At 40.5% G+C, this 21727-nt stretch carries 25 protein-coding genes; 7 read left to right on the top strand and 18 right to left on the bottom strand.

The features are described from left to right. Positions 1–73 precede the first annotated feature (73 nt). The 5 genes from DVW06_RS13430 to DVW06_RS13410 all read left to right on the top strand — a co-directional run bounded on the left by DVW06_RS13430 (position 74) and on the right by DVW06_RS13410 (position 4002). On the top strand, positions 74–502 hold the full coding sequence (locus DVW06_RS13430; protein ID WP_238696190.1) for a VOC family protein: 429 nt from the start codon (positions 74–76) through the stop codon (positions 500–502). A gap of 11 nt (positions 503–513) precedes the next feature. After that, positions 514–1026, top strand: a complete 513-nt coding sequence (locus tag DVW06_RS13425) for a ClbS/DfsB family four-helix bundle protein (protein WP_003128966.1) — start codon at positions 514–516, stop codon at positions 1024–1026. A 183-nt stretch (positions 1027–1209) separates the two neighbouring features. Continuing rightward, on the top strand, positions 1210–1518 hold the full coding sequence (locus tag DVW06_RS13420) for a MepB family protein (RefSeq protein ID WP_238696189.1): 309 nt from the start codon (positions 1210–1212) through the stop codon (positions 1516–1518). 446 nt (positions 1519–1964) lie between these two features. Beyond that, complete coding sequence (locus DVW06_RS13415; protein ID WP_081131143.1) at positions 1965–2966, top strand: bile acid:sodium symporter family protein; 1002 nt, start codon at positions 1965–1967, stop codon at positions 2964–2966. Continuing rightward, complete coding sequence (locus DVW06_RS13410; RefSeq protein WP_003128958.1) at positions 2902–4002, top strand: iron-containing alcohol dehydrogenase family protein; 1101 nt, start codon at positions 2902–2904, stop codon at positions 4000–4002. Before DVW06_RS13415 ends, DVW06_RS13410 begins: the two co-directional genes overlap by 65 nt. A gap of 259 nt (positions 4003–4261) precedes the next feature. Here DVW06_RS13410 and DVW06_RS13405 read toward each other — a convergent pair whose 3' ends face one another. Continuing rightward, a complete protein-coding gene (locus tag DVW06_RS13405; RefSeq protein ID WP_003128957.1) occupies positions 4262–5218 on the bottom strand; it encodes an L-lactate dehydrogenase in 957 nt (318 codons plus the stop codon). 107 nt (positions 5219–5325) lie between these two features. Next, positions 5326–6294 (bottom strand): TDT family transporter, encoded by a 969-nt coding sequence (locus DVW06_RS13400; RefSeq protein ID WP_005469843.1) that lies wholly within the window; start codon positions 6292–6294, stop codon positions 5326–5328. Between the two features lie 151 nt (positions 6295–6445). On the opposite strand from DVW06_RS13400, the gene DVW06_RS13395 reads away from it, so the two are divergent. Then, entirely contained in the window at positions 6446–7285 is an 840-nt protein-coding gene (locus DVW06_RS13395; RefSeq protein ID WP_021150732.1) for a LysR family transcriptional regulator, read from the top strand. A gap of 395 nt (positions 7286–7680) precedes the next feature. Here DVW06_RS13395 and DVW06_RS13390 read toward each other — a convergent pair whose 3' ends face one another. The 14 genes from DVW06_RS13390 to DVW06_RS13330 all read right to left on the bottom strand — a co-directional run bounded on the left by DVW06_RS13390 (position 7681) and on the right by DVW06_RS13330 (position 18156). After that, positions 7681–8721, bottom strand: a complete 1041-nt coding sequence (locus DVW06_RS13390; RefSeq protein ID WP_137264754.1) for a helix-turn-helix transcriptional regulator — start codon at positions 8719–8721, stop codon at positions 7681–7683. A gap of 258 nt (positions 8722–8979) precedes the next feature. Then, positions 8980–9720 (bottom strand): 2-dehydro-3-deoxy-phosphogluconate aldolase, encoded by a 741-nt coding sequence (gene dagF, locus DVW06_RS13385; RefSeq protein WP_137264753.1) that lies wholly within the window; start codon positions 9718–9720, stop codon positions 8980–8982. A 12-nt stretch (positions 9721–9732) separates the two neighbouring features. Next, on the bottom strand, positions 9733–10824 hold the full coding sequence (locus tag DVW06_RS13380; RefSeq protein ID WP_021150735.1) for a DgaE family pyridoxal phosphate-dependent ammonia lyase: 1092 nt from the start codon (positions 10822–10824) through the stop codon (positions 9733–9735). Beyond that, complete coding sequence (locus DVW06_RS13375; RefSeq protein ID WP_137264752.1) at positions 10814–11920, bottom strand: amidohydrolase/deacetylase family metallohydrolase; 1107 nt, start codon at positions 11918–11920, stop codon at positions 10814–10816. The genes DVW06_RS13380 and DVW06_RS13375 overlap by 11 nt, the downstream gene beginning before the upstream one ends. A 15-nt stretch (positions 11921–11935) precedes the next feature. Continuing rightward, entirely contained in the window at positions 11936–12613 is a 678-nt protein-coding gene (locus DVW06_RS13370; RefSeq protein ID WP_003128946.1) for a DUF4310 family protein, read from the bottom strand. Positions 12614–12623: 10 nt separating this feature from the next. After that, positions 12624–13403: a DUF4311 domain-containing protein gene (locus DVW06_RS13365; RefSeq protein WP_003128944.1), complete on the bottom strand. Its 780-nt coding sequence runs from the start codon at positions 13401–13403 to the stop codon at positions 12624–12626. A gap of 27 nt (positions 13404–13430) precedes the next feature. Continuing rightward, a complete protein-coding gene (locus DVW06_RS13360) occupies positions 13431–13781 on the bottom strand; it encodes a DUF4312 family protein (protein WP_086268926.1) in 351 nt (116 codons plus the stop codon). 16 nt (positions 13782–13797) lie between these two features. Then, entirely contained in the window at positions 13798–14154 is a 357-nt protein-coding gene (locus tag DVW06_RS13355) for a glycine-rich SFCGS family protein (protein WP_005469834.1), read from the bottom strand. Positions 14155–14173: 19 nt separating this feature from the next. Next, positions 14174–14506, bottom strand: coding sequence for a PRD domain-containing protein (locus tag DVW06_RS13350; RefSeq protein WP_060815333.1), 333 nt, complete (start codon positions 14504–14506; stop codon positions 14174–14176). Further along, positions 14506–16365 (bottom strand): BglG family transcription antiterminator, encoded by a 1860-nt coding sequence (locus DVW06_RS13345; RefSeq protein ID WP_137264751.1) that lies wholly within the window; start codon positions 16363–16365, stop codon positions 14506–14508. The genes DVW06_RS13350 and DVW06_RS13345 overlap by 1 nt, the downstream gene beginning before the upstream one ends. Before the next feature lie 550 nt (positions 16366–16915). Beyond that, positions 16916–17293 (bottom strand): hypothetical protein, encoded by a 378-nt coding sequence (locus DVW06_RS13340; protein WP_156234098.1) that lies wholly within the window; start codon positions 17291–17293, stop codon positions 16916–16918. A 136-nt stretch (positions 17294–17429) separates the two neighbouring features. Then, the gene (locus tag DVW06_RS17560) at positions 17430–17660 is read right to left on the bottom strand and encodes a hypothetical protein (RefSeq protein WP_238696188.1); all 231 of its coding nucleotides are present in this window, start codon (positions 17658–17660) and stop codon (positions 17430–17432) included. Positions 17661–17669: 9 nt separating this feature from the next. Then, complete coding sequence (locus tag DVW06_RS17555; RefSeq protein ID WP_238696187.1) at positions 17670–17963, bottom strand: DUF3278 domain-containing protein; 294 nt, start codon at positions 17961–17963, stop codon at positions 17670–17672. After that, positions 17953–18156: a helix-turn-helix transcriptional regulator gene (locus DVW06_RS13330; protein ID WP_137264750.1), complete on the bottom strand. Its 204-nt coding sequence runs from the start codon at positions 18154–18156 to the stop codon at positions 17953–17955. Before DVW06_RS13330 ends, DVW06_RS17555 begins: the two co-directional genes overlap by 11 nt. 408 nt (positions 18157–18564) lie before the next feature. Between DVW06_RS13330 and DVW06_RS13325 the strand changes: the two genes are divergently transcribed. Next, the gene (locus DVW06_RS13325) at positions 18565–19941 is read left to right on the top strand and encodes an MATE family efflux transporter (protein WP_021150745.1); all 1377 of its coding nucleotides are present in this window, start codon (positions 18565–18567) and stop codon (positions 19939–19941) included. A 244-nt stretch (positions 19942–20185) separates the two neighbouring features. On the opposite strand, the gene DVW06_RS13320 is transcribed toward DVW06_RS13325, so the two are convergent. Then, on the bottom strand, positions 20186–21022 hold the full coding sequence (locus DVW06_RS13320) for a hypothetical protein (protein WP_131731953.1): 837 nt from the start codon (positions 21020–21022) through the stop codon (positions 20186–20188). A 14-nt stretch (positions 21023–21036) separates the two neighbouring features. Beyond that, entirely contained in the window at positions 21037–21426 is a 390-nt protein-coding gene (locus DVW06_RS13315) for a hypothetical protein (protein ID WP_096711141.1), read from the bottom strand. Positions 21427–21727: the final 301 nt, after the last annotated feature.

Raw genomic sequence — 21727 nt, 5'->3', positions numbered from 1 at the left:
CATTAACTGTTACAGTTAGTTTATCATAGAGAAAAGGAGAATTGATTATGGCATCCATCGATGTAGCACTTTTTTGACCTTAGAAGGAAAAGGAACAGAAGCACTGGCTTTTTATCAGGATATTTTTGATGGAAAACTATTATTTAAAATGACGTTCCAAGAATTTAAAACCCAATTGGCTCCCGATACTGTGATTGAAACTGGCACCGAGCATTGGCTTTCCCACGCAGTACTGCAAATAGGCCAGACGCAAATGCAGTTGACAGATCAACCCATTGATCCTAGGATTCCTTGCCAGCAAGGAAATACCTTGTCATTGAGTGTCATTACGGATACGATCGAAAAAGCACAAACCATTTACGAGAAAATGAGCCAACACCAATTGAGCAAGATCTATCAGTCTCCTATTCAAAATGAATTTGCGGACTTCTATGCCATCTTGCAAGATCCGTTTGGTCTGGTCATTCAAATCACCAAAGAAAAAACACTTTCTGATGAGTAGGAGGAAAATCAATGCGTCAGTATCAAACAAAAGCAGAATTGATCCAAACCATTCAAGACACGTTTCAAAAATACATTACCGAATTTGAAGAGATTCCAGAAGAATGGAGACACCAGCACCATGATGAGGTAGATAAAAGTCCCTCTGAAAATTTGTCTTATCAACTAGGGTGGCTCCATCTTCTATTAGACTGGGAAGCCCAAGAAAAAAACGGCGTTGCTGTGCAAACACCAGCAGCAGGCTATAAGTGGAATCAGTTAGGTGCACTTTATGATCAATTTTATCAGCGCTATGGGCAGCTTTCCCTAAAAGAACAACAACAGCAGTTGACCCAACTGGTGGAGGAACTATGCCAATGGATCAGCACACTATCAGATACCGAACTGTTTGAGCCCGGACAGAGAAAGTGGGCCACAACCAAAGCACAATGGCCCCTGTATAAATGGATCCACATTAATTCAGTGGCGCCATTCACTAATTTCCGAACAAAAATCAGAAAATGGAAACGATTGGTGATGGCCTAAAATGCGGCAATCAGAGAAATTGATGACTGCATTATTGAAGATGCACCATATAGCTGGCCCCACTAAGATTCAAACGGAGAGACAAAACAGCGTGTATGAAGGTATGACTTTCGTTGTTGGAAACACGACTTTTCGTAGCCGTCTGGCGAAGAAAACACCAAAGAAAAAGGCTATTTCACTGCATTGTGGGAGCAACCTCGTGAAAAGAATCAAGCTTATTCATTAAGCGGCTATCCAGACAAACTAATGATTACTGTCCTTGATGGCAAGCAAAAAGGTCAATTTGTCTTCCCATCTTCTGTTCTTGTCGCCAACGGCATCATCAAAACAGAAACAACCGCAGGGAAGATGGCTTTTCGCGTGTATCCACCATGGGTGCAGGACTTAAATCCTACCGCATCCCGAACACAAAACTGGCAAACGCCTTATTTCCTCGATTTATCTGAACCTCTCAAGCAGACTGAAACCCTAGAAAAGTTTTACTTTCAATGAAAAAAGGCTTAGAAGATGTCTGCGCTTCTGAGCTTTTTTCTCTCATCCCGTCTCTAATTTCCTTTATTAGCAAAAATCTCATTTTCCCTTTGACAGATTCCAAACTATTTTGTACACTAGATAAAACAATTTAAATATTCTGAAAATTTAGAAAAAGGAAGTGATTGAATGACTGTTAGTAGAAGAGAGGCAATTATTTTATTATTATAGTCGGGACTGTTTGAGTATTTTATTCAAAGAGTCCCTATTCACATTGCACCAGAAGAACAGAGAATCTTCTTGGGTGGAATGTTTTTTTATACCCTTTTTAAAGCTTTGCTTGTTGAAAACTTTTGCTGGTAGCTGTGCTGGTTTTCTATTGATTCCTCTGATCCGCAGCATCTCAGGTGTTGGAAACGGTGATAGGATTGCTAGTCCCTTTACGTCAAGATGGAAGGAAAGTCTTAATGAATACAATAAATTCGATTGCCAAATTTGTGAATAAATACCTGATTTATCTCATGGTCCTTTTGATGCTGATCTCCTACCTGTTTCCCCAACCATTTTTGTGGATACCTACGCGCACAACAACGTTACTAAGCATCATCATGTTTTGTATGGGAATGACGTTAAATGTCACTGCTTTTAAAATGGTGGTGATTCAGCCAAAAGCTTTTATTTTAGGTTTATTGATCCAATTTACCATCAGCCCGCTTGTTGCTTATGGCTTGGCACAGCTTTTCGGATTATCCTCCGGACTGATCATCGGTTTTGTCTTGCTGGGTTCTGTTTCAGGAGGAACCGCCAGCAACGTGATGACCTTCATCGGCAAGGGAGATGTCGCATTGACGGTCTCTTTGACCACTGTCTCCACGCTAATGGCAACGGTGGTGACCCCTTTTCTTGTCTATTTTTTAGCTGGACAGTATACAGAAATCTCATTTTTCGCCATGCTTTTGTCGGTTTTGCAGATGGTACTACTGCCGATTCTTTTAGGGATCATCGTCCATAAGCTTATTGCCAACTATATCGATGCGTGGATGCAGGCTTTTGTCTTAGTCTCTTCCGTCAGCATCCTTTTGATCGTTGCAGGAACCGTGGCGAAAAATGGGGCAGTGATCGTTCAGTCTGGAATAATCGTCATCTTCCTTGTCTTGCTGCATAATCTTATCGGTTACGGTGCAGGCTACGGGATTAGCCGCCTACTAGGTGTCAGTGACCAACAGGCCAAGTCGATCATGTTTCAATTAGGAATGAAAAATACCGGATTAGCCATCTCCTTAGCGAATGCCCATTTCGCCACGATCGCTGCTGCCGTTACTCCAGCTGCTGTTGGCATGATCATTCATCAAATCACAGGACCAATATTAGCGAATATCGTCGCAAAGAAAGAAGGAAAACAATATGAGTCAAAGTATCTTTTTGCCAAATTATACGATCGGAACAGACGCTTACGAAAAAGTAAATGATATCGTTAAAAGTTATGGGACAAAAGCTGTTCTGATTGGTGGAAAAACAGCACTAGCGAAAGCAGAGCACAAAATCAAGTCTGCCTTGACACAAGACGTATTCGTCATTGACAGCCTATGGTATGGTGGAAATTCTACCTATGAAAATGTTTCACGCTTACTGCAGGAAGAAAGTGTCCAAGCAGCGGAGATCTTATTTGCCGTCGGTGGCGGGCGTGTGTGTGATACCGTCAAAGTCGTGGGTGAGAAATTAGCCAAGCCCGTCTTCACATTTCCGACGATTGGCTCAAATTGTTCTCCCGTTACAGCCGTATGTGTGATCTACACCGAAGCAGGCGAAATGCATGGCTTGTTCTTTCCTTCAAAACCGCCGGTCCATGCCTTTATTGATACAGCCATTATCGCCGCAGCGCCGGATAGTTACCTGTGGGCCGGCATCGGTGACGCCTTATCGAAAGAAATCGAAGCCACTTTTTCTTCCAGAGGGGATCAATTGGATCATACCGATGCCTTAGGCATTCAGATCAGCAAAATGTGCACGGAGCGCTTATTGACCTACGGCACGCAAGCGTTGAAAGACAGTGCCGCCAATCGCCCCTCGGATGCCATCCAACAAGTCGTCTCAGATATCATCGTGACCACCGGGTTAGTATCTGTCTTAGTCATCAATGACTACAATTCTGCCATGGCCCATTCGTTCTATTATGGTACGACTGTTCTGGAAAAAATGGAGAATTATCTGCATGGGGCTTCTGTCAGCTACGGCGTTCTAGCATTGTTGATGATGGATCAGCAAACCGAACTCTTTCAACGAGTCTATGCTTTTATGAAAGAAAACAAGCTGCCCGTCTGTTTGGCTGACATGCACCTCAATGCCCAATCGGACTTGGAAGCCATCTTAGATAAAGCCATGACCACCAACGACATTGTTCATGTACCCTATCCCATCACTCGCGAGATGTTCCAGCAAGCCATTCTTGCTGTAGAAGCCTATCATGCCAAACAAGAAAAGCAGCAGTACACTACTATTGGATAAATACCACGAATAAACCAAGAATCTTTCTACCAACAAAGTAAGCAAAAAAGAGCAGCTCGAGTTGATTCGCGCTGCTCTTTTTCTATTACGGCTTATCAATTAACTAAGGAATTCATTTTCAACTAATCGTGGTCTTATCGGCTGAACAATCGTTGCGCCATTCTACTACCTTTTGGAAATAGTCATTTGTTATGAGAGAGAAACGACTGACCAATTACTTTGGCGGATGATCGCCGATAGTGATAGCATCTCTCCTTTCTCAATGAGTCGTTTTGTCCAGTGATTGGATCACTTCTCTAAGTTGGCTGCAGGATTGGGCAAATTTTTGCTTCTCGGCTGGGTCGATATTCAGCTCAATGATTTCCCGCACCCCTCCTTGGTCAACCACCGAAGGGACACCTGTAAATAGATCCTTTTCGCCGTATTCCCCATCGAGATAGGCAGAGACAGGCAATACTGCTTGCTCATTGTTCAAGATTGCTCGAACGATTCTGGCAACACTCATACCGATACCATAGAAGGTGGCTTTTTTACGATTGATGATCTCATAAGCGCTATTTTTCACCCGATCAGAAATGGTTGTCAAATCTTCGACAGTCAATCGATGGTTTTTGACGATAAACTCTAGCAACGGTTTTCCCCCTACTGTCGTATGTGACCAGACTGCTACTTCAGAGTCCCCATGCTCGCCAATAATGTAGCCATGGATACTTCTTGGGTCAATCTCTAATTTTTGCGCCAATTCTTTACGGAATCTGGTGGTATCTAGCGTTGTCCCAGTTCCAACGACGCGGTTGCTTGGCAGACCCGATGCTTGCCAAGCAACGTGTGTCAATACATCCACAGGGTTAGAAGCAATGACTAAAATCCCATCAAAACCTGACCCCATCACTTCTCTTACAACACTAGTCATGATCCCCGCGTTGACATCGATTAGTTCCAACCGTGTTTGTCCTGGTTTTTGGTTGACACCTGCCGTGATCACCACGATATCTGCATCCTGGCAATCAGTATAGTCGCCAGCCCAAACTTTGATGTTTTCCTGGGCCCATGACATCCCATCCAATAAATCAAGGGCTTCTCCTTCCGCCTTTTCACGATCCACATCGATCAAAACCAATTCATTGATCAGCCCTTGGTTGATCATTGAGTAAGCAATACTTGTTCCTACAAATCCAGTTCCAACGACAACTACTTTTCTACTTGTATTTCTCATATGAACCCACATCCTTTTTTATTATTTAGAAACAATATGACTTTCATTTATCCCGCAATAACAACAATTTTCTTACTCGAACTTACAAAGACACGTCCATTAATACCTTAACATTCATGATCTGCGATCAAACTCTTTGTCTGACTATACAAATGAACGAAGTATTTCAGCAATACATAGCAAACCATTGCGATAGCTAATACTGTTTCAACTATACTCAATAACTCAGTCACTCCAAATAAAATTGGGCGATCCATAAAGAATTGAGAAGACTTGAACATTGCTGTTGCTGAAATGACTAATGGGAATGTGAAGGCTGCATAACTTGGATAAAAGCCAACTTCCAGCATTTTTTTCATGTAAAATACCACGCAGAAATAAATTGCTTGGGACAATACCAGCATCAAAGCTACAAATAAAGCCGATCCTTCTTTAAAGACTGACAGATAGCCAGCTAAACAAAGGGAGCCAGGGGCGGTCAAAATTGTGATCAAAGGTACTGCTGAAGCTTCTGTCATCTTTTGGAACATAATTCGTTTTAGAATCACTGGTAGTAGAGCAAAATATAGAACCAGTGCAATCCATACAACGATTTCCCCCAGTTCTTTGATAAAGACTGCTGATGTATTTGGAATCACTCCAATGCCGACAAAAGTAATAAACCAGCTTGGATACACATATTCCAACGTAATGTCGACAGGTAAAATATGAACGACAACAAAATAAGTCATGAGACCCAAATGCAACCCGATTGATGTCAGCCATAGCAAGTCATTCATCAGTAAATTAGGAAATACTCGCTCCAACACTACCGAGATCACCATCAAAGACATGGTAAAAGTAGGTGCAACAGAAGCGATGATCGGATTTTTCAAATCCGCTAATGTGTGTTTAAATGTGAAAAACAGCTTAAGAAGGAACAATCCCATAATCAAAATACCAATCAAACAAAAGATATTGCCGATTGCTTCGAACCCTTCGGCAAACAATAAATTTCCTAACGAAACCGTTCCTAAAATCAACCCACAAATAGGTATCGGAATTGCATTCAAAAAATTTTTTAGTGCTTGATTCATTGATCCATCCTTTCTGAACGATTAAAAATTTCTATCGTACTTGTGTTATCTTTTGTAGTCATCTATAATATAACCACAAATTAACTATTTGTAAAATAACGATTTTATATATCCGTTATAAATTATATTAATAGAAAAAGGTGGGATTCTTTTGTTTGAACTATTAAAAACATTCGTTGTCGTTTATGAAACTAGGAATTTTAGTGTTGCCGCCAAACAAATGTTTAAGACCCAGCCAACCATCTCCGTCCAAATTCAAAAATTGGAGACCGAGTTAGGGTTCAAACTCTTTGAACGCAAAGGAAAACAATTGATTCTACCCACGAAACAAGCAGAATTCTTGTACCCTAAAGTGGTGGATTCGTTAAATTCGTTAGCTAGTGTCTTTGCACAAGCTAAAAATGCCAAAAATTTCAAGACGGACTGCGTATTGGCTTGCTCCAATACAACTGGTGTTCACCTACTCCCAACGATCATGGGCCAGCTGATCGAACACTTTCCATTCATTGCTTTCGAAATCAAAATCATGAATTCTCAGGAAGTCATTGATGCCGTGGAAGCCAACAAAGCCCATATCGGACTGATCGAAAAAGCCATCGTCTCTCCTTTGATCCAAAAAGAGTTCGTCTATAAAGACGAACTTGTTCTAGCAGGAGATATTGATTCCGATTTCTGGATCCTCAGAGAGAATGATTCCGGAATGTACTATATCAATGAAACGTATCTTTACTCGAATCATTTGAACCCGCAGATCATTAAAGCCAACAATAGCGAAATGATTCTAGCACTACTGGAGAATAACATCGGCAAGTCGATCATTTCCAAACTTGCCCTCACAGACACATTGAATTGGCAAGAACTAGCCCCAGAATACCGTTACCGAGACCTGTTTATTATCCAGAACGTCCAAAGCCCCTACCCAGAAACAGCCGCAGTTTATGATGTGATCAAAGACTTACTGATTCAGCTGTCGGAAGAGGCAGATGCATAAGAAAACAACACAAAAAGCAGCTCACCTACTGATGAGCTGCTTTTTATTCCTATCTCAAAATTATCTGAAAAAATGTTTTTATTAGGGTGATTAGCAAGGTTGTCAATTATAGATTTCAGCTACAAAACTTAACGCTTTTTTGTCTCTTAAGCATTGGATAATCCCCGGTACACCCTACCAAACAGCAAGAGATAATGAAGCGTTTCAATGATCTGTAAAAATAGCAAGAAGATTTCCTGAATGATTAACCAAATACATTGCCGTCAAATTAACTAACACTTATTTGCTCATTTTATCTTGTTCTTACTTTACCTATTGGAAGAACTTGCATGTCTTTTATGACTAATTGGAACAGTTCTTGTGTCGATTTTTATTACTGGAAAAGCACGCTTTCTTTATCTGCTCTTGCCTACCAACACTTGCCATCGTTCATTCGTCTTCAACCAAGAAAAGGTTTCTTCATCACTAAACATGCGGAATAAATTCTCGTAAAGTTCGTTAACGAAGTTGCTGTCGATTTCCTTAAATGTCATGTGTTCATACAACGTTGAATGGGTGAAATCGTTGATTTTAGCAACACTGGCGAGGATTTTCTCCATTGTTTCTATCGTTCGATCCGCATCCTTTTCTGCAATAGCTAAGTCAAGATCACTGGATACCTCGTGATATTCCCCCATTTCAAATAATTTTGCCAATTCTGACTGTTTCTTCACTAGCAGATGCGCCTTTGCTTTATTCTCATCCTTCATCGCCAAAAGATATAATTGTTGGAATACCATACTCATCCTTTGATAACCAGAAAACAGCAGCTCCTCATAAGCTTGATAGGCTTCTGCCACTCGTCCGGTCTTTCTGTAAAGATAGGCTTGTTTGCTTTTTTTCTCTGGGTTCTGATTGGAAAAATAATGGAGATAGCTTTCTGCTTTCTCGTACGCTTCTTTTCGTACGTAAAATCCAAACAAAGAATCGGCTGCTCGATTTCTGGTATCTTCATCCCGACTTTCTAACGCCCGTTCGTACCAACGATGAATGTGCTTCTGGTATGTTTCTTTAGCGGGAACAGCTTGTTCCAATAGCTGTACATCTAAAAGCAGTGCTACTTGGCCAATCAATTGTTCACAATTTGGGTAGGTATCCAAAATTTCTTTGGCCCAGCGAAATACATCTTCAAAAGGTTGTTTTTTGAGCTTATGATCCAGTTCACGAATGATCTGATTGATTTCGGTTATCGTGAGTTCTTTTTCAAATGAGAATAACGTATCAAGACTAATGTCTAGTAAGCGTGCAATTGGCGCTAGCAACAAGATATCTGGATGTGAATGCCCCTTTTCCCACTTATTTACTGCTGGCGCTGTCACACCAAGGCGCTTGGCTAGCTCTTCTTGTGTCAATCCTTTCTTCTTCCGATACTGGCGAATCACTTCCCTCATCTCCATCGCTGTGGTCTCCTTTTCGGTTGATAGTGGTAACTGCTTTGATCATAACAAGAATCGGAACACGCAACAATTGATTAAATGATTCTATTTTCTAAAAAAAATTAACCAGTGGTTAGGTTACAAAGAGCAATCAAAGCGGACATAGAAAACTTGTCTCTTAGTTGTTTTTGTAGCAATCTTGACGCAAAAAAGACACCCATCTCTGAGTGTCTTACCAATGACTGATTCCCCATCTAGTAAACAGTCTTTATGCTTCACTTATTTGACGATTTTCTTGACCATGTCGAATAATGTTTTCACATCTTCTGGTCGAGTATCGCCAGTTTCTTTGTCAATAATCGAACTGTAAATATGCGGAATCACTTTTTTAACGCCTGCATCAATGGCGATTTGCAGAATTTCTTCGAAGTTTTCCAGATCAATTCCTCCGGTTGGTTCTAAATAAAAATCATATTTGGCGCAAGCTTCCGCAACTGCTTTGAATTCTTCTTTGTGCGCTAACCCTTTCATTGGGAAGTATTTAATGGAGCTTCCACCCATATCTTGCAGCATTTTAATGGCGGTCTCGATGGGAACCTCTGCCGCCGGTGCCTGTGAACTTAAAGGTCCAGTGGCAATATTGACGTACCCTACCTTGCCTGTTGGTGAAACCAATCCATTGATGACTGTATCGTTTTGTCCCAATAAAGCACGGGAAGTTCCTACACCAGTGAATACTTGGTTGACATGTTCCGGTTGTAAAGTACCAGATAGACGGGAAACCATCTGACTTTGGTTGGGATCTCCGGCGCCCAACCCAACGGACAATGCATTATCCGTTGCCGCTTGATATTTTTTCATGTCTTCGATCGCTGCTTCATCGCTAGTATAGTTTTTGGATAACACACCTAGTACGACATGTCCTGCTGCTGCTTCATAACAAGCTTTCGCATTTTCAACTGAATGAGCCAATACATTTAAACATACGCGATCTTTATAATAATTTGGAATAACTGACAATTTAAAAGCCTCCTACATGATTTCTTTTAAGCGTTTAATGATTTTTTCCATTTCGTTTTGGTTGACCGAGCGAATATCAAACTCAATAATTCCGTTATTTGCTTGATATTCCCGTGTGTAGACTGCTGGGTTTTGTGCCTTTAGTTCTTCAATGACTTCTTTCGCAGATTTCTTGCCAGCAACCGTGACACTTGCACGATAAATATCTCTCCCGGCGCCATCTTGAACGATTTTCGCTGATAAATCAGGAAGTTGATTGATCGCTGCCACGAAAGGTGCCAATCGTTGTTTCATGGACTCACCGGATTCACTGCCATTTTGCAGGTAATCTTCTACTGCTTGTGTAAAGCCTAAAATATTGTCTTTGCCGATTTTCATTGCCCGACCGATCCCTTTAGACTGTAGACGAATCCATTGAATGTATTCCTTTTTCCCTATGACCAGACCGGCACTCGGACCTTCGATTGCTTTGGCGCCAGAATAGATAACAAGGTCGGCACCCATTTCGCTGTATTTGAACAAGTCTTCTTCCGCGGCTGCGTCAACGATCAATGGCAAGTGATGGGCTTTGGCAACTTCTACCATCTCCGACACCGTTAGCATACTTTTCTGCACGGTATGATGGCTTTTAATATATAGAAGTGCGGCTGTTTCTTCCGTGATCATCCTAGCGACATGCGCCGGTGTACACATATTTGCATATCCCGCTTCGACGACTTGTCCACCCCCTTGAGCAACCATTACTTCAACCGGTGTGCCGTAGTCTACATTGTGACCCTTAGGTACGACGATCTCCCGTCTCGTGATTTTTTTGGTGTAGGGATGATAAACATGGTACAGGTCGCCTTGACCAATCAAAGCCGCGACAGATTGGGCAATCCCTGCTGAAGCAGAAGAAACAATCTGCGCATCTTCCACCTTCAATAACTGAGAAAGGTAGGCGCCAGTTTTCACAGTCAGATCACTCATTTCAAAAAAATGTTCACCGCCAAATCGTTGTGCGGCTAGCACATTTTCAGATACTTTCGAGACACCGAGTATCGTCATTTTTCCCGAGGCATTGATGACTTCCTTTAAAGCAAACTTTTCATAGCTAATTGTCATAAATGACGCCTCCAATAATTGTTTGGACTGGAACAATTTGTTCTTTCGCTATCCGTGTAACCCCATTGGAATCTTTCAGTTCTTTTTCATTTTCGACAATCTCAAAGATCGTCAAATCGGCATCAAAACCAACAGTCAATTGACCTTTCTTCGCCAAGTGGAAGTTTTTGGCAGGAACTGAGGTGACTTTCTCAATAATCTCTTCCCACGAGTAGCCTACTACTCTCATTTTTTCCAGCGTAGTAGCCAGATCAAAGACTGGACCATTCGTACGATTGCGGATATAAATATCTGTACTGATCGAGTTGGCTTTGAGACCTGCTTTTAAGGCAGTTTCAGCAACGTGGAAATTAAAGCTGTCTGTTCCATGACCGATATCAAAGACAACGCCTTTTTTATACGCATCCCAAACAAAGTCTTTGATTTGATCCGTGGCTTGGTCTAAAATGCCGTTCGGTTTTCCATTAAAACAATGGGTCAATACGTCGCCTTTTTCCATTCTTGTCAATACTTCTTCTAATTCAGGAGGCGCCGAACCAATATGAACCATCAATGGCAAGTCATTGTTTTCTGATTGGATTTTTTTGGCTAACTCTAGTGGCGTGATGCCATTCTCGCCGACAACTGTTTTGCTCATTCTTGCCTTGATCCCTACAATAAATTCCGGAAGCTCTGCTAATGCAGCTCTGACTAGATCTTCTTGGATTTTTGTCAGGTCAGCAAGTTCATCTTGTTCCACGATCCCCCATTTAGAAATGTTCATTAGTGCGTACACATTGGTTTTGACCGATTTCGTCAGTTGATAAAAATCGCGAATATTTTCTGCGCCCGTAGTCCCTGCATCAATAACCGTTGTTACTCCCTTTTGGACCCCTATTTGATCCGGATAATCATAATAAAGATTCATCTTTTCATAACAGTGAACGTGGTCATCGATCCAACCGGCAGAGAGATAGGAATTGCCGGATAGATCAATCACTTCTCGTGCTGGCTCATTGATTTCGGCAGCAACTGCTTTGATTACGCCTTTTTCCAACGCAACTTCCACTTTCCTGCCGTCGATTAATTTGCCATTTTTGATTAAAGTATCAAACATTTCATTGCCTTCTTTCTATTGAATTACCGCTGGGAAGATCGCACCTAAGATCATTGCGCCTAGAATAGCACCACCGGCAATTGGTTTTTTCCAAGCATAAAAAGCCAACGCGCCTAATGTCGCCCCAATACCAATGGGAATAGAGGCCGCACAAGCACTCAAAATGATCAATGGGCCCAAAAATCGGCCGGAGGAATTGCCGGCGCCCATCATGACATCCGCACCAAAAGTTGAATTTGACTGATTGATGGTGAATTTGCGGATCAACACGATAATGCCGCCAACGATCAGACCCAAGACCAACCCAGTCAATAACGAGAGGGCAAAATTATCGATTGGTGCTGTTATCTTCATGCTTAGGAGAATGGCTGGAACGCCAATCCCGATCCCAGTCAAAATCGAACCGCCTAAGTCCAAGATCCCTACCAAAGAGCCTTCTAAGATCCGAGCAAATAAGAAACTCGCCCCAAAAGCTGCCGCAGCCCCATAGGAACCGCCATCCAAGCCGGCTTTTAGCATCGCAACGATCGAAACTTCATTGAATGCACCGACGCCATACACGACATACATATGGGTTCCTGAGAATACAGCCGCTGACATGATTCCTACGATCAATGGGAAAGACCAGTCTGCAAACCAAAAACTCTTTTGCCGTTTTGCTTCTACTGCTTTTACCTGTTCTTCTGTCTCCATGATTTCCCTCCTATTTCACACTAAAGATGTTGTGCAAGTTATCAAGCCAATGAGGTACTTGAAGTTGGAAACTCTTGATCATTTCCATATCAAATCCACGGAAAAATCCGCTGAAAACAAAGAGTAAAACAATCGCAATCATCATACTCTTCGTGACCCGATTCCAACCACTCTCATCGACGCCTTTACCGATTAAGATTCCTAGAACAACGCCAGGAACCGCATTGCCCATGATCAGTTGCGCAATCCCGCCAAAAAGCGTCCCCCAGAAACCTGTTCGTTTCCCTGCATCTAAAGCCGCCAACCAGAAGATCACTGGCATCACGGTATTGATCAGAATCGTCGCTGCCGGTACCAACACGGAAACAGCGGTTACTTGTAACGCCTCTGGAATCGCTGCAGCTGTCGTATTCAAGAAAGCGACTACTAACGCGCCAATAACAGCGCCAATGATCCCCATTTTTTTCGGATCATGCATTGTCTGGCTGACATCTTTGTTTTTGGCTAAGAGAGCCGCAGCTGCCCAGTTAGGCACGATGCGGTGGGTCACATCTTGCGTGAAAGCTCCAGCGCCAACTGAAGAAGCCCAAGCATTAAAGAAAAAACCTAATCCAAAGGAAAAATGGGAGGCAGCATCCCCCATGCAGGCATTCATCTCCCCTAATGTTCTAAAAGCTCCTAATCCTTGCGTACTGGGTGCATGAAACATACGAGCTGCTCCAACAGATGCAGAGAAACCGAGTAAGCCCCCGATGATGATCGATTTAGTTAAAATAATGACAAAATCCACGTTATTCCCTCCTCCTTATGATTCAAATCAAACTTTTTTCGTTACAAACGGTAAAACAATCCCATTGGGGTCTTCTGTTAGGTGTTGAGTGAATGGTACGTCTGCCAAACGTATTTCTGTCACAGTTACCGTGACAGAAAGTTCGACTTCATAATTCACTCGTTGCCGGGGAAAAAAGAAGAATAGAAAGCGTTCTGTGTATTTGTTTTCGACCGCCTTCAACACCTCCACATTGATTGGTTCGATGCGCAATAATACTTTCGCCGATGCCATTAGTTTGTTTTGGATCTCTGCGAGTGCTGATGCAAAGGCATGTTGCTTAGTTTCTCCTTTACCGGAGACGATGACTTTTTGCTGAGTTGTCTTTTGAACGCTCATCTCGTATGCCCTCTTTCTATTTTCCGTGCTTTTTGATAAATTCTTCCGTCAACCGTTTCCCTAATTCCTCTTGATCCATAAAACCGAAACCTAGCACGGTTTTCCCATCTTTGATGGCGGTGATCCCTTCTTCAATCGAACGCATCCCATGACGTTCTGGATACCCATATTTATTTGCGGCTGTTAAGGCTCCAGCCCCACCGCTCCCGCAAAAAGAAATTCCCATATCGGCATTCTCTTGTTGCATGACATCACCTAAACGCATATCTGCGCCCATTCCCGGAACAACAACTGCCTTGCCGCCAGCTGCTTCTACACCTTTAGCTACGTTTTGTCCTTTTCCCATACGATCTGCAATAACTACTGTAATCATGATTGTTTCCTCCCAAATATTAATTATTTTTTGCTGTTTCAAAATGAATCGATAAAACATAGATCTCATCTTCACTTAAATGACCAATCGTTCGAACGACCTCGTCGGAAATCGCAATGGCTTCTTTGGATACTTCTCGGAACAATTCCCGATCAACAGCGGGAATCTTTTCTCCTTTTTGAGAGCGTTTCAGCATCTCATTCAAGTGATTGATCAGAATCGTCCACTGAAGTTCAGTAGGTTCAATGGCATATTCCGCAAGTCGCTCTTCGACTAAAGCAATCACTTGTTTTAATTTTTCCTGGTTTTGACTTTCCTCGATCATAGTTATCGCTTCTGCTGACAGTTTCACTAGCTTGACGCTCCTTCTTTTATATATGAAAATAATGCGCTGATTTCTGATTTGTTGATGCCTAAATTATTTTCAGCAAAAATTGCTTCAATTTCTCCTACCAACGCTTCTCGGTTCAAAATGATTTGGTCGACTTGGCTGCCTTCTGCTAAATATTGCTGATCAAAGGTGATGCGATGGACCATCAAGAAAACATGAAGCAAAAAGGCTTCTCGGTATTCTTGGATAAATTCAGACTCTAATGTGACAAGTAACTGTTCATAGATCGTATATGCCTTTAAAATCAGTTCCTTGCTGAAGTCTTCCAGAGTCCCCTTATTGATAGGTGCTTCATTGAGAACTAATTTGTGCCGCCTATCCTGACTTGTTGAAGCGAGGATTTTTTTGATCATCTGCTGGATGTTTTGCAGATCCTGCTCAGTCGGCAGTGGATGGACTTTGATGAAAGGCCGATCAATGCCATTGATCGGAAAAATACTAATGACTAGATCCGGATCCTTCGCGGCAATCACCTCTTGTGCATTTAAGACTGAAGCAAAAGCCACAATAGTAATATTGTTCAATTCTTCGTTGATCTTTTGCTTAATTAAACTCGTCACACCTAAACCCGTTGAACAAACGTAAACCGCTCGAACACTTCGCAAGTCTTCTTCTCTTTCGTAGGAAACCAGAAAGTGCAACGCAATGTAGGCAACAAAAGAATCATTGATCAAGAGTTTCTCGTTTATTTCTTGGAGTGCTGCTTGATTGATAGCAGCAAACAATTCAGGATATTTCTGTTTGATGTCCTCTTTAAACGGATTGTACTCATTGACAAAATTTTTCCTTCTTGAGAGACGCATAGACAAATGGGCGTAGAGATTCGTCAATAATTGAGGGTCTTGATAAAACGGAAAATTGATTTTCTTGCTTACCTTATAAATTATATTCTCTACCAATTTCATGACATCTTGCTGATGGATCGTATCAAAGGTATCACTATAAATATAGTCATACTCATCTTCAAACAAGGGCAATTGATAGTAATCAAACACCTGCTGCATCACACGATACGAAAGATCATGTTTGTCTATTTCGTGTTCCCGGATCAATTGGTACCGTCCAATCGTGGATTCTTTGCGCAAGCGAACAGTGGCAATCGCTACACGGATCAGGATATTTAGTAGTTCCGCATAATTTAGTTTTTCCAGATTTTCAGATTCTAGTAAGTACCTCATCCGAATGATGACTTGATTAAAGACCTCCTGCAACGGTGTTGCCTTCGCAGAATACATTTCGAAGCATTCCGTTTCTCTGCCATTTAGCAATAAAGCCATTAATTTATAAATGTCATAGTCTGTAAACTCTTTTTGCAAAATCTCCTCGATCGTTAATCGTACTAGGCGTTCCTTGCCAGTGATCCAAAATCCCTTTCGTGTCTGGCGATTCAGAACTAAGCCTTCTTTGAGATAATGGTATTCCAACTCATCCAAATCATTCATGATCGTATCTTTACTTACTTCTAGCGCATTGGCCAGCTTTAGAGCCGTGATCGCTTCCTTGGTAACAAGAAGCATGATTAACAGGCGATTGATCCGTAAGCCTTGATCGGCAAACAGCTCCAGACGATTGACATCCATCAATTCGCTTTTTAGTTTGATTCGATCAGAATCACTCACACTTAGCCAAATACCCTGGCTCCGTTTGCTGTGCAGTTCTTGATTCCGCTCAATCAACCAATCACGGATATCCTCCAGATCATATTTGATCGTTCGTACACTGACACTTTCTTTTTCAGCTAACTGTTTGATCGTTACCGGTTCTGTCATTTCTAACAAGTAAATCAAAAGTTGGCTTTCTCTTTTGGTAAGCTGCTGCATCGTTCTCGCTCCTTACACCGCTAAATATAAGCGTTTTCTTAACTAGTCACAATATGAAATGTTTGCACTTAACTTAGTGCAAATGATCGTAATTTAACAACTCATCAACTTATTCACAAGCTTATCCCCCCTCAAAACCGCAACGTGGACCCATTAATTATTGCACTAAGTCGTCCCTTTACAACATCTCGATGCCATTTTTTCTGCTTTTTTTATTTTATGACACTAATCCAACTGACAGATACCCTTCACCTCAATGTATCAGAAATCGATTCCCCGCATGACATCATTGAACAGCAAAAAACACTTTCCAACTTTTGGAAAGTGCCAGGAAATAGGATATGAACGTGTTCGTTTTCTCGACTGATTGTTATTTAATCAGGTGATTATGCATCAATGAAACCGTTAGACATATCCATCTTGATTAACTTTGAACAGCTATTTATTGAATCAGGAGAAGAAACAGTTCAAGATCAATACACTTGAGAACCAATGAAAACCCACTAATGCTATGCCATTTGTCATTAAAACTACTTCCATTTGTACTCGCCTACTTCATTTCAAACTCTTTGCCGAATTTTATTAGATACATTTTTTCTAAAGTGTCCTCTAACAAATACAACTTCCTAGGGGAGATAAATGCATTCTTCCAGTCCCAATTCACCAAATCATACTTTCCAATGTCAGCCATCGCTCTTACTTCTTCAATCGATAAGTTCAATTCTTTTCTTAGTTCATCGATTTTTTGGATTTGTTTTTTTCTTCTGAGAGCCGTTGGTACGTTTATCGAAGAAATGACCACCATAAACCCTAAAAAAGAGGTCCATTCATAATAAAAGTCAAATACATTACATACAAATAACAGAAACAAGCCTAACAAGAAAAAAATAATCGAATACAACCAATCGATCTTTTCATTAGCTACCATCTTTTTCACGTTGATAGCCTCCCTCCTAATTACCTTCAAGACAAACAATAAAAAAAGAAAGCAACTCGCTTGATTTCAGCCGCTCCCAGCTATATTTTACTATGGTTCTGATTGACTGTTCGTTAAATATTTTTCACTATTCTTCTATTTTTTTCAACCTTAACCGCAACACAAGATACATCATACCTCCAAAAAAGCAACCTCCGAGAATGGAAGCAATGATCCTGTCTGGTGAAACGATGTACGGAAGGAAATCTTCTTCATCCAACATCATACTAAGTACTCCATTCAATAAGTGAATCGCAATTGCAAAGTAGATACCTAGTCCAATTCCTTTAAGAATCGTCTTCTTCTTTTCTTTTGCCATCTCTTTGGCTTATACTTCGTTTTCTGTCAATTTTAAGCGTGCCGTGGCAAACAGAACATAACCGCAAACGATAAAGACTGTAAAGAATATATTACAGCCAATAAAAATCCATAACGCCAGCTCTGGTTTCTTAGATGCAAAAACCGTTACCAGTAAATTAGCAACCAGCGTATACCCAAACATCAGCATAAACGCATTATTGCCAATATGTTCTACTTGGCTTTTTTTGTATTCATCTAAGACACCAGAAATACCATAAAACCGCTTGATTATTTTTACTGCCAATCCTTCTTTAGCCTTCATCACTTTCAACCTCCCAAAACAAAGAATTTAAATCCGTTTGCAGTACTTTAGCAAGCTTAATACATAAATCAAGAGAAGGATTATACTTATTATTTTCAATCAAATTGATCGTTTGTCTTGCCACCCCAATCTCTTTAGCTAAAGCATTCTGAGATAAATTTATCTTCTGTCGAAATTCTCGGACTCTATTCATTCTTTTCTCCTATTTAGTCATATATATGTGACACAAGCGTACTACTTATCTCTTTTTCTGTCAAATATATATGACATATTACCAAGCTAGTGTAAACTCCCAGCAATCGATCTCACAAGCTTTGTAGAGAGTATAAAATTTATAATCCATATCAGCAAATCTAGGCTAGAAGTACGTAAAAAAGACCCTTCCAATGGAACAGACCATCATTACCTAAGATAACTATTCTAGTAGAATGGAATAAGCTTTGCATGTTCCACATTCTGTAACCAGCATCTTTCGTTGAGGAGACGATACGCTAAAAACTTCTTTCTTAATCCTCTCATCATAGAACTCTTCTTTTTTCTCGAATCACTTTTTGCTATACTAATTGAACATATCGAAATTTTTATTGTTTATGGAGGAACCATGCAAAAATTTATTGGAAACAAAGCTTTTTACAGGACTGTTTTAACGATCGCCATTCCGATCATGATCCAAAATGCCATCACTAATTTTGTCGGTTTATTAGACAATTTAATGGTAGGACAAATCGGAACGGCCCAAATGTCTGGCGTGGCGATCGTTAACCAACTAATTTTCGTTTTTAACTTAAGTATCTTTGGCATTGTTTCTGCCGGTAGTATTTTTGGTACCCAATTTTATGGGAAAAAGGATTATCAAGGGATGCGAGATGCCTTTCGTTTCAAGCTAGCGGGCAATCTTTTGATTTGTTTGTTGGCGATGGGGCTGCTGTTTTTTTGCCAAGATTTTTTGATTCGCTTATATTTACACGGTACCGGTGACAGTGCAGAACTGACACTTGCTTTGACGTCTGCCAAAGAATTTCTAGTCATTCTTTTGTTTAGTCTGCCGTTTTTTGCTATTTCTCAAGCTTATGCCAGTTCTTTACGCGAAATGGGCAAAACCATGGTACCGATGTTTGCCAGCAGTATCGCTGTCGTCACGAACACAGCATTGAATTTCTTATTGATTTTTGGTTTGTTTTTCTTCCCCACTTTAGGGGTGCGAGGTGCCGCGATCTCCACATTGATTGCCCGCATCGTCGAATGTGCTATCACGATGTATTGGGTACATCGCCATGAGGAAGAGAATCCGTTTGCCATTCGGGTCTACCATCAATTCCATGTCCCTTTGCATTTGGTGAAACAGATTCTGCGTAAAGGATCGCCATTGATGGCAAATGAAATCCTTTGGGCGATCGGGCAGACAATGATTATTCAAGCTTATTCTGTTCGAGGACTATCAGTGATTGCTTCCTTGAACATCTCATCCACCGTCTCCAATTTGTTCAATATTGTCTACATGGCACTCGGCGGTGCCGTTGCGGTCATGGTAGGGCAACTTCTTGGAGCCGCTAAATTTGAAGAAGCCAAAGACAGCGCCCGGAAGCTGCTTTTCTTTTCCGTCATGAGTTGTCTTGTACTTGGTCTTTTGATGATCCTAGTCGCACCATTCTTTCCAGAAATTTATCAAACCGAACCCGAAGTCAAACATCTGGCGAGTCAATTCATCAAAGTCGCCGCACTGTGTATGCCTATGTACGCCTTTAATCATGCCAGCTATTTTATTTTACGTTCAGGTGGGCAAACCTTGATCACCTTCTTATTTGACAGTGTCTTTACCTGGGTGATCGTCTTGCCTCTAGCCTTTGTATTAAGCACTCACACCAGTCTTTCGATTGTCTTAGTCTACTTGTTCTGCCAACTAGCAGAGCTGATCAAGAGTGGGATTGGGTATCGTTTGATTCGATCCGATCTTTGGGTGAAGAATATTGTGCATTGAGGAAAAGTTTCAACATAGGGGATGAAAAAGATGGATAGTCTGGTGGAAATGAGTGATTTTTTATCCTAAAAATAAATAAGACATTCCTAAAACCGATTATGATTTTGGGAACGTCTTATTTATTAAGATTATATTTATTCTTTTGACCATTGAAAATATAGACATTTCATACAAAAACTGTTTTCAAAAAATGGTAGCTTTACTAAAAATGACTCCGCAAAATGATCATAGTAATTTTTTGCTATTATTGAAATAATTTTTTTCCAGTCCAACTTGAAATTTCGTAACTTTGTAAAGTTTTTGGAATCTTACTGTAATTCAAATAAGTAGCATTTTCGTACCAACCATCTGCCACTACAATAAAGTTTGCTTGTGCCCCATTCATAGTGCCCGATAATGCCCCTTGGGTAAATACCGTATGTCCTCCAATACTTCCGTTAGGTTTATAGTAAAAATAAGTAAATGCTACTGGATAACTCTGTGCAATTTTCGTTTGGATATCCGAAAACGAAGGAGACACTTTTCTCTGATATGTTAAACTAACACTTTTATCTTTTGCGTATTTTACTAGTGCTGGTCCAATTTGGTCAGGTTGTGTCCCTCCATAAGAGATTCCATTATTGGTTGAAGATACGGTAGTTCCTGAATAGTTCCACAATGAATTGTATGCCACCTTTAATTCCGAATCATTTCCAGAATTAAAGAATCTATAGGAAGAACTTATAGTTGCTAATGCATGTACTGCACAAGCGTATTTCCCAGTGGCTTTTTCAGATCTACTCTGGGATAGCGCATTAAACATTGCTAAATAATGTGCACTTGTCAAGTGTAAATTACTTGGATAATTACTAAATACCGCGCTTGCATGGTCATACTTTGTAGAACGAGAATTATATCTAGAAAAGTGTTCTATTTCCATTTCAGCAACAGGCTGTACTTCTTCTACATACTTTTCAAATTCATTTAGTGAAAAGTTCTCACCGTTGGTACTGATGACTGAATCTTTGTCTTCTACAACTAAATTATATTCAGTGGGAAAAGTCTCAATTAAATAAGATTCCTCAGTATTATCAACTTTCATTTGTGATTTATCTGCTAAAAATCATATAAACTTTTTGATCCAAGTTCTATAGAAAATTGAGCAATATAAGTACCTTCCATTCTTAAATCAATTATAACGTAACCGTGTGTCACACCCTCTTTAATAAAATCTACACTATAAGAAATAATTTTTTCTTCTGTATCATAAATGGGAATTATAGAAGAAACAACCAAATCTTCAGTTCCTTTAAATTCTTTTGCAAAGTTTAAAGCTAAATTGGCTAAGCTTTCAACAGTTATTTCAACAGCAGACTGTTCAGAATAATTTTCACTGATGTCTGCTTCTGAAATGGAAACTTCTTTTGCATTAGTACTCTTCTCTGTATATAGAAACACAAAACAACTTGTTACCATTACCCATAAAATTCTACTGATTTTCTTCATTTTTAACTACTCTCTTTGTTTGCCAACCAGCGCAACCATAGAACACAATGTATTATTCATTCCACTTAAAACCATATTCTATGACCAACATTTTTTCACTTCATTTACCTAGCATTTACAAATTTTATGACAGTTTAAAACATTCAGTAGAGCTTAATTGCTTCGAGAGTGTAAAATATTTTGTGTAAATAGAAAAAAGGAAGTCCCTTCTGTAGAATAGAGTTACCACAACACATTCACAGAAGAGAGGACTTCCCTATGAACGATTTTACTACAGAAATTCTAAAGACTCTAGCGAACA

The sequence above is a fragment of the Enterococcus sp. ARL09-542 genome (assembly GCF_005234805.1).
GTDB classification, from domain to species: Bacteria; Bacillota; Bacilli; order Lactobacillales; family Enterococcaceae; genus Enterococcus_D; species Enterococcus_D gallinarum.
The sequence above is the reverse complement of the archived record's forward strand: the minus strand, read 5'-3'. Positions and strand labels throughout refer to the sequence as shown.

What these genes read in the sequence shown, in the direction of transcription:
- DVW06_RS13355 (WP_005469834.1), bottom strand. Translation starts at nt 14,154, where the DNA reads ATGATTACAGTAGTTATTGCAGATCGTATGGGAAAAGGACAAAACGTA.
- DVW06_RS13390 (WP_137264754.1), bottom strand. Translation starts at nt 8,721, where the DNA reads ATGGAGATGAGGGAAGTGATTCGCCAGTATCGGAAGAAGAAAGGATTG.
- DVW06_RS17560 (WP_238696188.1), bottom strand. Translation starts at nt 17,660, where the DNA reads ATGGCAAAAGAAAAGAAGAAGACGATTCTTAAAGGAATTGGACTAGGT.
- DVW06_RS13360 (WP_086268926.1), bottom strand. Translation starts at nt 13,781, where the DNA reads ATGAGCGTTCAAAAGACAACTCAGCAAAAAGTCATCGTCTCCGGTAAA.
- DVW06_RS17555 (WP_238696187.1), bottom strand. Translation starts at nt 17,963, where the DNA reads ATGAAGGCTAAAGAAGGATTGGCAGTAAAAATAATCAAGCGGTTTTAT.
- DVW06_RS13425 (WP_003128966.1), top strand. Translation starts at nt 514, where the DNA reads ATGCGTCAGTATCAAACAAAAGCAGAATTGATCCAAACCATTCAAGAC.
- DVW06_RS13410 (WP_003128958.1), top strand. Translation starts at nt 2,902, where the DNA reads ATGAGTCAAAGTATCTTTTTGCCAAATTATACGATCGGAACAGACGCT.
- DVW06_RS13340 (WP_156234098.1), bottom strand. Translation starts at nt 17,293, where the DNA reads ATGGTAGCTAATGAAAAGATCGATTGGTTGTATTCGATTATTTTTTTC.
- DVW06_RS13375 (WP_137264752.1), bottom strand. Translation starts at nt 11,920, where the DNA reads ATGTTTGATACTTTAATCAAAAATGGCAAATTAATCGACGGCAGGAAA.
- DVW06_RS13325 (WP_021150745.1), top strand. Translation starts at nt 18,565, where the DNA reads ATGCAAAAATTTATTGGAAACAAAGCTTTTTACAGGACTGTTTTAACG.
- DVW06_RS13380 (WP_021150735.1), bottom strand. Translation starts at nt 10,824, where the DNA reads ATGACAATTAGCTATGAAAAGTTTGCTTTAAAGGAAGTCATCAATGCC.
- DVW06_RS13315 (WP_096711141.1), bottom strand. Translation starts at nt 21,426, where the DNA reads ATGAAGAAAATCAGTAGAATTTTATGGGTAATGGTAACAAGTTGTTTT.
- DVW06_RS13405 (WP_003128957.1), bottom strand. Translation starts at nt 5,218, where the DNA reads ATGAGAAATACAAGTAGAAAAGTAGTTGTCGTTGGAACTGGATTTGTA.
- DVW06_RS13370 (WP_003128946.1), bottom strand. Translation starts at nt 12,613, where the DNA reads ATGGAGACAGAAGAACAGGTAAAAGCAGTAGAAGCAAAACGGCAAAAG.
- DVW06_RS13345 (WP_137264751.1), bottom strand. Translation starts at nt 16,365, where the DNA reads ATGCAGCAGCTTACCAAAAGAGAAAGCCAACTTTTGATTTACTTGTTA.
- DVW06_RS13400 (WP_005469843.1), bottom strand. Translation starts at nt 6,294, where the DNA reads ATGAATCAAGCACTAAAAAATTTTTTGAATGCAATTCCGATACCTATT.
- DVW06_RS13330 (WP_137264750.1), bottom strand. Translation starts at nt 18,156, where the DNA reads ATGAATAGAGTCCGAGAATTTCGACAGAAGATAAATTTATCTCAGAAT.
- DVW06_RS13320 (WP_131731953.1), bottom strand. Translation starts at nt 21,022, where the DNA reads ATGAAAGTTGATAATACTGAGGAATCTTATTTAATTGAGACTTTTCCC.
- DVW06_RS13415 (WP_081131143.1), top strand. Translation starts at nt 1,965, where the DNA reads ATGAATACAATAAATTCGATTGCCAAATTTGTGAATAAATACCTGATT.